This is a genomic window from Hyalangium sp., assembly GCF_035629615.1.
Taxonomy (GTDB): Bacteria; Myxococcota; Myxococcia; order Myxococcales; family Myxococcaceae; genus Hyalangium.
Map to the genome: position 1 here is coordinate 1 of NZ_DASPHO010000789.1, position 9,479 is coordinate 9,479.

General features: G+C 68.2%; 8 protein-coding genes and 1 pseudogene. 8 read left to right on the forward strand and 1 reads right to left on the reverse strand.

Annotated elements, in window-relative coordinates; translation table 11 throughout:
• Positions 1-147: 147 nt before the first annotated feature.
• From VD972_RS39520 to VD972_RS39555, 8 genes and pseudogenes are all read left to right on the forward strand, one after another.
• Entirely contained in the window at positions 148-1,008 is an 861-nt protein-coding gene (locus VD972_RS39520) for a metallophosphoesterase family protein (protein WP_324994158.1), read from the forward strand.
• An 84-nt stretch (positions 1,009-1,092) separates the two neighbouring features.
• A complete protein-coding gene (locus VD972_RS39525) occupies positions 1,093-2,496 on the forward strand; it encodes a carboxypeptidase-like regulatory domain-containing protein (protein WP_324994160.1) in 1,404 nt (467 codons plus the stop codon).
• Positions 2,497-2,632: 136 nt separating this feature from the next.
• On the forward strand, positions 2,633-5,449 hold the full coding sequence (locus tag VD972_RS39530; RefSeq protein ID WP_324994162.1) for a M20/M25/M40 family metallo-hydrolase: 2,817 nt from the start codon (positions 2,633-2,635) through the stop codon (positions 5,447-5,449).
• Between the two features lie 107 nt (positions 5,450-5,556).
• Entirely contained in the window at positions 5,557-5,760 is a 204-nt protein-coding gene (locus VD972_RS39535; protein ID WP_324994164.1) for a hypothetical protein, read from the forward strand.
• A 107-nt stretch (positions 5,761-5,867) separates the two neighbouring features.
• Entirely contained in the window at positions 5,868-6,977 is a 1,110-nt protein-coding gene (locus VD972_RS39540; protein ID WP_324994166.1) for an acetyltransferase, read from the forward strand.
• A gap of 5 nt (positions 6,978-6,982) precedes the next feature.
• Positions 6,983-8,203 carry an acetyltransferase gene (locus tag VD972_RS39545; RefSeq protein WP_324994168.1) on the forward strand — a complete coding sequence of 407 codons (1,221 nt, stop codon included), beginning with the start codon at positions 6,983-6,985 and terminating at the stop codon, positions 8,201-8,203.
• Positions 8,204-8,208: 5 nt separating this feature from the next.
• Entirely contained in the window at positions 8,209-8,400 is a 192-nt protein-coding gene (locus VD972_RS39550) for a hypothetical protein (protein ID WP_324994170.1), read from the forward strand.
• 47 nt (positions 8,401-8,447) lie between these two features.
• Positions 8,448-8,528: pseudogene (locus tag VD972_RS39555) on the forward strand (MerR family DNA-binding transcriptional regulator); the annotation flags it as partial.
• Between the two features lie 152 nt (positions 8,529-8,680).
• Here the strand turns inward: VD972_RS39555 and VD972_RS39560 are convergent.
• Positions 8,681-9,479, reverse strand: a 799-nt coding sequence (locus tag VD972_RS39560) for a hypothetical protein (protein ID WP_324994171.1), incomplete at its 5' end; no start/stop codon positions are given.

The following is a 9,479-nucleotide window of genomic DNA, read 5'->3' on the forward strand; positions in this document are numbered from 1 at the left end:
CGCAGGACACGACGCTGTACCTCGCAGGCGGCGGGGCTGCGCTGGCCGCGGGGGTGCTGCTGATGATGTTCGGTGGAGGCGGCCGGCGGCGGTAGCTCCGCAGCGGCAGGTGGCTTCGGTGTTCCTGGCCGTGCATGGGGAGGGCGCGTGGCGCGTATTGCGATCCTGAGCGACATTCACGGCAATCTGGCTGCGCTGGAGGCCGTGCTCCGGGATGTGGAGCACGAGAAGCCGGATCGCATCGTCTGCCTGGGGGACACCGTCGGTTACGGTCCATTCCCTCGCGAGTGCTTCGCGCGCGTCCACGAGGTGGCGGATCTCGTCCTGGCGGGCAACCACGAGCTGGAGGCCGCGCTGCCCGGAGATGAGGGCATGGAGGAGGATGCGCGGGAGATGGCGCTCTGGTCCGCGCGGGCGCTGGAGGGGCTCGCGCCCTGGGAGCGGATGCGCGCGGCGCTCGCTGCGGGGCCGGCCGAGGCGCTGTCGATCCGCCAGGAGGGTCACATCACCTGGGTCCACGGCGCGCCCGAGGAGCCCACCCTGCGCTACGTCTGGCCGGGCTACCGCACCCACTACCTGTCCCTCAATCCGCAGATCGATCAGTTCCTCCAGGAGCTGCTCGCGCGGTTCACCACGCCGCACGGCTTCTGCGGCCACACCCATGTCCCGGCGATCCTTACCACCTATGAGGATCGGGAGCTCTTCAGCATCTCCCAGGACTGGAACCGCACCTTCACCTTCGTGGGGCCCAGGTCGATCTTCTACGTGCCGCAGGGCATGACCATGGTGGGAGGCCTGCACGGCAGGAAGGCGATCATCAACCCAGGCAGCGTGGGCCAGCCACGGGATCGTGATCCCCGCGCTGCCTGGGCCCTCTATGACGGGGACAGCGTCTTCTTCCGCCGGGTGGAGTACGCGTTCTCCCGAACCCAGGCGGCCCTCCGTGAGCTCTCCGTGAGCAAGGCCTCGCGCGACTACTTCGCCGATCGCCTGGGGCGAGGAGAGTAGGCACGCCAGCGGGATTGTAGGTGTGGCTGAAGGGATCCAGGGCGGGTCTTCACCGGGTAGCTCTCACACGGAGATGCCCTGAATATGGTGAAGCGAATCGTTCCTGTGCTCCTGTCGCTGCTGGTGGTGGCCTGTGGCGATGACAAAGAGTGCAAGTTGGATGATCCGACGTCATGTGCGGAGACCCTGGCCTGCGAGAAGGTGAGCGGCCAGGAGAAGCCCCTGTGCTTTGCCCCCGTGCAGGTGGAGGGCAAGGTGTTCGACCTGGCGTCGGGCGCGGCGGTTGCGAATGCGGAAGTCACGGCGCTGGACGCCAATGGAGCGCCCGTGTCGGGCGTGGCGGTCAGCGGCGTGGATGGCCGGTATGCGCTGCGCATCCCCACGGAGCGCTCGGACGACAAGGGTACTCCGGTGGGCGCGCGGCTGACGCTGCGGGCCGGAGCGCAGAACTATGAGCCGTTCCCCTCTGGGGTGCGCGTGGCGCTGCCTCTCGATACCTCGGGCGCCGCGAGTGCAGGCGACGACAAGCCGTGGGCGTTCTCCTCGGCACAGACGGATGTGGGCCTGAGCGCGCTGCAGGCCGCCGATCAGGGCCGCCCCGCAATGTCGGGCACGGTGGAGGTGACCGCAGGCCAGTCCGCGCTCGTGGTGGTGGAGGGCAACGGCAAGGCGTACTCCGCCGTGGCGGACACCTCTGGCAAATGGAAGGTGTTCAATGTGGCCCCGGGTGGCGGGTACAGGGCCCAGGCGTACGTGAAGGGGGCCAACTACACCCCCGCGGAGGTCTCGGTGCAGCAGGGCGTGGAGGCCACGGGGATCGCCATCCGCAAGGCGGGGGCCTCCACCGCGACGCTGAGCGGAACCGTGAATCTCGTTGCGGGCGCCAACGGAGCGGGCACCAGCGTGGTGATGGTGGTGGAGAGCACCTTCAACGAGGCGCTGATCCGCGGCGAGGTGCCGCCTGGGCTGCGCGCGCCGGATCCGGGCACGGCCCCGAACATCTCTGGCGCGTACGCCATCACGGGCGTGCCGGACGGGAAGTATGTGGTGCTGGCAGCCTTCGAGAATGACGGCAACGTGCGCGACCCGGACCCGAACATCTCCGGCACGCAGATCGCCCACATCACCGTGGAGAACGGCACGCCCAGCGCCAGCCCCTCGTTCAAGGTGACCGGCGCCATCCAGATGGTGGGTCCTGGCGGGGGGGAGACCACCGAGGAGGTCTCGGGCACGCCCAGATTCACCTGGATGCCGTACTCCAGCGCCAAGTCGTACGAGCTGCGGGTGTTCGACTCGCAGGGCACGAAGGTCTGGGAGAACCTGTCGGTCCTCGATGCGAAGAACCCCTCCGGCTACATCGAGGTGGTCTACGGAGGGCCGGCGCTGATCCCGGATCGCATCTATCAGTGGCGCGCGACGGCGAAGGGCAACGCGCTCAACCCGATCTCCAACACCGAGGAACTGCGCGGTCTGTTCACCGTGAAGTGAGCCCCGCCCGCCCTCAGGGCGGGTGTCTGGGCGAGCGCTGCCCCCCGCCCATTGGGGCAGCGCTCATCGCCGGAGGGGGCAGGGGAGAGCGTGAAGAGCGTTGAGCCGCCGCGGCGGCAGTGCCATGGTCCCGCCCATGAAGCGCTGCCTTTGGCTCCTCTTTGCCCTGATCTCCTGCACCACCCCCTCGAGCACCGGTCCGTCCCCAGAGGATCCCCCTCCGGCGGCGACCTCCTCGGTCCCGGCGACCCTGCTGCCTGAAGAGGTCCGGCTGGCCGAGCTCCGCCAGCTCACCTTCGGCGGCGAGAATGCCGAGGCCTACTGGTCCTTCGATGGCAAGCAGCTCTCCTTCCAGGCCCGGCGCGGCGACATGGGGTGCGATCGCATCTTCCGGATGACGGTGGATCCGGTGGCCCAGACCCAGGTGGAGAAGCAGCTCTCCAGCGGCCAGGGTGCGACGACGTGCGCGCACTTCCTGCCAGGAGACCAGGAGCTGATCTACGCCTCCACGCACCTGGGCGGCGACGCGTGCCCGCCAAAGCCCGACCACTCGATGGGCTACGTCTGGGCCCTCTACGACACCTACGACGTCTTCAAGGTGGCCGCCGATGGCAGCGGGCTGACGCGGCTCACGGACGCGCCCGGGTATGACGCGGAGGGCACCGTCTGCGCCAAGGACGGCTCCATCGTCTTCACCTCGGTGAGGGACGGAGACCTCGAGCTGTACCGCATGGACAAGGATGGCAAGAACGTGCGCCGTCTGACCCAGACGCCCGGCTACGACGGCGGCGCGTTCTTCAACGCCGACTGCACGAAGATCGTCTGGCGCGCCTCGCGGCCCAAGCCCGGCAAGGAGCTGGAGGACTACAAGAGCCTGCTGGCGCGCGGGCTGGTGCGGCCCTCCAAGCTGGAGCTCTTCGTGGCCAACGCGGACGGCTCGGAGGCCCGGCAAGTCACCTGGCTCAACGCCGCCTCCTTCGCGCCCTTCTTCCACCCGAACGGCAAGCGCATCCTCTTCTCTTCCAATCATGGAGATCCGAAGGGCCGCGAGTTCGATATCTGGGCCGTGAACGTCGACGGCTCGAACCTGGAGCGCATCACCACCGCGCCGGGCTTCGACGGCTTCCCCATGTTCTCGCCCGACGGCAAGTGGCTGGTGTTCTCGAGCAACCGCGCCACGGCCCCTGGGCAGCGAGACACCAACGTCTTCCTCGCGCGCTGGGTGGAGGACGCGAAGCCGCTCGCGCCCGCAGCCGAGACCTCCGCAGATCGGATCGAGAAGGACGTCCAGTTCCTCGCGGCCCCGGAGCGGGAAGGGCGCGGCATTGGCACGCCGGGTCTCGAGGCGGCCGGGAAGTTCATCGAGGAGCGCTTCCAGAGCCTCGGCCTGAAGCCCGCAGGGGAGGGAGGTACCTTCCGCGAGGGGTTCCCGGTAACGACCGCAGTGAAGCCCGGGGCGAAGACCCAGGTGAAGCTCGGAGGCGCCGTGCTCCCGAGCGACACCTATACGGTGCTTGGCTTCTCTGCCCAGAGCGCGGCGCAGGGGCCGCTGGTGCTCGCCGGCTACGGCATCGCCGAGCCGTCCCTGTCCGTGGATGACTACGCGAAGCTCGACGTGAAGGGGAAGATCGTGGTGGTGCGGCGCTTCGTCCCGGACTCGGCCACCTTCGCGGAGACCGACAAGCAGCGCCGCTACGGCGACCTGCGCTACAAGGCCTGGACCGCGCGTGAGCGGGGGGCCAAGGCGCTCATCGTCGTCGACTGGCCCACGCCGTCGTCCCCCGAGGCGAAGGACTGGAAGATGCCTTCTGAGGCGTCCCTGCCCGCGCTCTCCCCCGAAGGGCCTGGGGACGTCGGCATCCCAGTGGTGCTGGTGAAGCGCGCCGCGCTCGAGCCCCTGATGGGCAAGCTGACCGAGGGCAAGCGGGTGGATGGCCGCGTCGAGGTGCAGCTCGAGTTCGAGCGCAGCCAGACGTTCAACGTGGTCGCGCTGCTGGAGGCGGGCGAGGGCAAGCTGCCGGGAGCCATCGTGATCGGCGCCCACTACGATCACCTGGGCTACGGCGGGCGCTACTCGCTCGCCCCGGACAAGCGCGTGCCTCACGTGGGCGCGGATGACAATGCCTCGGGTGTGGCCGGGCTGCTCGAGATCGCGCGCACCCTCACCGCGAGCCGCGCGCAGCTCAAGCACGACGTGCTCTTCGTGGCCTTCTCCGGCGAGGAGACGGGAGTGCTCGGCTCCACGCACTTCACGCACCTGCGCGGAGACGGTGGCATGAAGCAGGTGGCCGCCATGCTGAACCTGGACATGGTCGGGCGGCTGCGGACCAGCGGGCTCTCGGTGCTCGGTGCCGAGTCCGCCGCGGAGTGGGGCACCCTCGTCGGCACTGCCTGCGACAAGGTGCGCGTCCAGTGCACCTCCAGCGGCGACGGCTACGGCCCCAGCGATCACTCACCCTTCTACGCGGCGGGCGTGCCGGTGCTGCACTTCTTCACGGGCGCGCACTCGGACTACCACAAGCCCACGGACACCGCGGACGAGATCAACGCGGGGGGCACGGCCCAGGTGGCGAGCATCGTCTCCACCGTGGCCTTGGCGCTCGACGGGAGCACTCCGCTCAGCTACCGGAAGGTGGCCTCGCCCACGCCCCGCGGCGACATGCGCAGCTTCAACGCCTCGCTCGGCACCGTGCCGGACTACGCGGGCCCGCCCAATGGACTGAAGGGCATGATGCTGGCGGGAGTGCGCGCCGGGGGCGCCGCGGAGCAGGCCGGGATGCAGCGCGGTGACGTCCTCATCCGGCTCGGCACACACCCCATTGGCAGCGTCGAGGACCTCATGTACGTGCTCAACTCCTCCAAGCCCGGCGAGACGGTGACAGGGGTGGTGGTCCGCGACGGCAAAGAGCTCCAGCTCGAGGTGACGTTCCAGGAGAGCAAGAGGCCCCGCTGACGCCGAGTTCGCTGTAGGCTGTGAAACTGTAGGCAAATGTAGTGAGACAAACCGGGGCGGAGCCGGTGCATAATCCGCCCCAGGCTTGTCCGAGACCGAGGAAGACCATGGCAAAGGAACCGAAGGCTCCCCCCACCACCCGCGCGGCCAAGGTCTTCAGCGCCCTCGAAGGGGATGACGAGTTCAGCGTGTTCTCGATGGATCCTCGCAGGCCCATGGTGGACCTCTCCCTCAAGGAGGAAGTGAAGCCCGTGGCCACGCCGCTGTCGCGCTCCATCGTCCGGTTGTTCCGCAAGATCTTCAGCGAGTAGACGCTTGGCCCACGCGGGTTGATTTCCCAATCAATCAGCCTTCACTCCGGGTATATGGGGAGTCCCCACGCGGGGGCCCTCCCCCACGCATATTCAGGAGCAGGCAGATGAGAGCACTGCGGATCGCGCTCGTAGCGTTGGTGGCCGGAACCTTCGGGTTCTCCACCCTGGCCCAGGCTGGCGCGGCAAGGACGACCTATCCCGTCGTCTTTGCCCACGGCATGGGTGGCTTCAACAACCTCCTGGGGCTCGAATACTGGGGCGACGACTATGGCACCTTCGTCGGTGATCCGTGTTCGCTCTTCGAGGTCGGCTGCAACGAGGACATCGACGGCAACCAGAAGGCCTACGTGGCCCAGGTGCAGCCGTTCCAGTCCTCGGAGGTGCGGGGCTTGGATCTGGCCAACGATGTCGAGAGCTTCATGGCCACCGCGGGCTCCTCCTATGTGAACCTGATCGGGCACTCGCAGGGCGGCATCGACATCCGCAAGGCCGCGCGCGTGCTGTACGAGCGGCGCGGGTACACGGTCGTCAAGGTCGCCGTCAGCGTGTCCTCGCCGCACCGGGGCTCGCCGGTGGCCAAGTACATCCTCAACCTGGGGCCCGGCGTCACCAGCGTCGTCGCCGCGCTGGCCACCTACTACGGCAACGTCGTCTATCAGTCGGGCAATGACGCGTATGCGGGCGCCAAGCAGCTCGTCTACAACGACCACGATCCGAACGATGGCAAGACGACGGGCATGAAGGCGTTCAACCTCGCCTACCCGGTGGATGCGCGGTACGCCGCGCGCTTCACCTCGTTGATCACCGCACAGAACGGGTTGAACGTGAACCCGGCGCTCTACCTGCTGAGCGAGTTCCTCTTCGACATCGACGGCGATGGCTCCTGCGCGGACGACTGTGACAACGACGGTGCTGGTGGCCGCGGCGACGGCGTGAGGAACGAGGCGGATGACGACGGCCTGGTGGGCATCAACTCGCAGCAGATGGGCCACCGGCTGCGGTACAGCGAGTCCACGTTCGGCTTCGACTCGGTGACCAACGACGCGGGGCTTGGCTACGTGAGCAACTTGAACGCTCCCAGCGCCACGCAGTCGACCTCCACCTCGAGCGTCATCAGCCAGGATCACCTGGACGTGGTGGGCGTGGGGCCGGATACCTTCGATGAGCCGGAGTTCTACGCGGCCATCTTCCACTACATCGCCACCTACGACTGATCACCGTGGCGCGCCTCCTGCTCGCGATGCTGGTGTCGGGCGCATGGGCGTTCGCCTCCGAGTCCCAGGCAGGCGCCCTGAAGACGACCCATCCCGTCGTGTTCGCCCACGGGATGGGTGGCTTCAACGACGTCCTCGGGTTTGACTACTGGGGAGACGATTACGGCACCTTCGTTGGGGACACCTGCAACGGGTTCTTCGAGCTCAACTGCAACCTCTTCCTGGACAAGCGACAGCGGACCTTCATTGCGCAGGTGCAGGCGTTCGAGTCCTCGGAGGTGCGAGGCCTGGATCTGGCCGACGATCTCGAGGGCTACCTGGCCACGACTGGGGTGGGGGCCGTCAACATCATCGGGCACTCGCAGGGCGCCATCGATGCACGCAAGGCTGCGCGCGTGCTGTACGAGCGGCGCGGAAAGGCGGCGATCCGGGTACTGGTGAGCGTGTCCGGGCCGCACCGAGGCTCCCCGGTGGCTCGGTACATCCTCGAGCAGGGGCCAGGGGCGACGGATCTCCTCAACACCCTGGCCACGTACTACGGCAACACCGTCTACGCGCCGGGCAGTGACGGGTACGCCGGGGCGATGCAGCTCGTCTACGACGACTACGATCCGGAGGACGGGAAGGTCACGGGCATGAAGGCGTTCAACACCGCCTACCCGGTGGATGCGCGGTATGCGTCCAGCTACCTCTCGGTGATCACCGCGCAGGACGGGTTGAGCGTGAACCCGGCGCTCTTCCTGCTGAACCAGTTCCTCTTCGACATCGACGGGGATGGGTACTGCACGAACGACTGTGGCACCGACGGGATCGTCGGCATGGGCGACGGGGTGAAGAACGAGGCGGATGATGACGGGGTGGTGGGCATCAGCTCGCAGCAGATGGGCTACCGGCTGCACTACCAGGATCGGCTGTTCAGCTCCGATCGGATCTCGCTCGACTACGAGCATGGCTCCGTGGACTCGCTGAACGCGCCCACCTTCCAGCAGGCGACCTCCGCGGCGAATGTCGTCCCGCAGGACCACCTGGACGTGATCGGCGTGGGCCCGGACACCTTCGACGAGATGGGGTTCTACGGCGCCCTCATCGACGCCGTCGCTCAGCTGGACCGGCCCGTGCGGCGCCCCCCTCGCTGGTGGGAGCCGATCCAGCCCGTGCAGGAGCGGCCCATCATTCCTCCCCCTCCGCCCACCGGGGGGCCGGTGAGCCGCTGGCTCACGCCCTGATCGCGATGAGCTCACGGCCTGACCCACTGCCTTTCCCGACCAGCCTCTGCCACCGGTGCGCCGCGCCTCCCCGGTACGTGCAGACGAAGACCTCCACGTTCATCCTCTGCCCGCTGCTGCCGGGGAAGTACCCACCCCAGCCGGTGCACGCCTGCGCGCTGTTCCGCCCGGCAGACCCCGGAAAAAGAGGGGGTTGACCCTCACGCGACGTGAGGCCCTATCTCTTTGCGTGGAGGTGAGGACCATGTCCCTGACAGTGAGCCAGGTCGCCCGGCTGGCGGGCGTCAGCGTGCGAACGCTGCACCACTACGACGAGATCGGCCTGCTCCAGCCCTCTGGGCAGCCCGGGGCTCGCGGCCTTCACCCGGGAGGCCTTCCGAGCCAACGCGGAGCGCGCCGCGTCTCCGTAGAGACGACACAGCCCCTCCCTCGCACCCAGGCGAAGGGGGGGCTGTGGGGGCCAGCGCCTCAGCGCTCTCAGCCGTTGATGACGCCCTTGTACGGCAGGATCTGGAAGTCAGGCTTGTTGGGCAGCTCGGGGCGGGGCAGCGGCAGCGGCCGGGGGAACTCGGGCAGCGGCAGCGGCAGAGGCTGCGGGCGGGGGAGCGGGAAGGGGTGGGGGAAGGGCTTCAGGTCCCACTGGGTGCCCGGCTTGCTGTGGTGCTTGATCTCGCCGTCAGCCTCGTTCAGCTTGCTGCCGAGCTCGAGCCGCTCGCCGACGGAGTCCGCGTCGCCGCGGGCGTCAGAGATCTCCACCTGGTCACCGAGCAGCTCCCCAGCCTCGGTGTTGGTGATGTTGCCGCTGCGGCGGCCGGCGGCAATCTGGTCGATCTGGTCCGCCTGGCGCTGGGCGTTCTTGTCGAGGCCGGCGAAGAGGTTGCGGTCGCCGTTGGTGCTGGCCTGGTGGACATTGAGCGCCGCGCGGGCCTGCATCACGCCCAGCTGGAGCTGCTCACCCTTGGAGAGCTTGCCGTCGGCCATCGCCTTCTGCTGATAGGCCGCGATGTCCTGCTGCTCCTTCAGCAGCTTCTCGGACTCCTGCGCGGTGATGGAGCCGTCGCGCACGCCGTCAGCCACTTGGCCCAGCTGGTTGGCCTGGGTGGCGCGCGTCTTCGCGTCCGGCTGGAACAGGGGGGGCAGGGGGAACGGCTTGATGATGCCGATGCCGGGCTTGCCAGGCTTGAACTCATCGCGCGGGGTGAGGCCAGGAGCCACCTTGGTCTCGACGGCCGGCTTGGCGGCAGCGACGGTGTTCTTGGTCTCGGGGGTACGGGCA

What these genes read in the sequence shown, in the direction of transcription:
- VD972_RS39525 (WP_324994160.1), top strand. Translation starts at nt 1,093, where the DNA reads ATGGTGAAGCGAATCGTTCCTGTGCTCCTGTCGCTGCTGGTGGTGGCC.
- VD972_RS39530 (WP_324994162.1), top strand. Translation starts at nt 2,633, where the DNA reads ATGAAGCGCTGCCTTTGGCTCCTCTTTGCCCTGATCTCCTGCACCACC.
- VD972_RS39535 (WP_324994164.1), top strand. Translation starts at nt 5,557, where the DNA reads ATGGCAAAGGAACCGAAGGCTCCCCCCACCACCCGCGCGGCCAAGGTC.
- VD972_RS39540 (WP_324994166.1), top strand. Translation starts at nt 5,868, where the DNA reads ATGAGAGCACTGCGGATCGCGCTCGTAGCGTTGGTGGCCGGAACCTTC.
- VD972_RS39550 (WP_324994170.1), top strand. Translation starts at nt 8,209, where the DNA reads ATGAGCTCACGGCCTGACCCACTGCCTTTCCCGACCAGCCTCTGCCAC.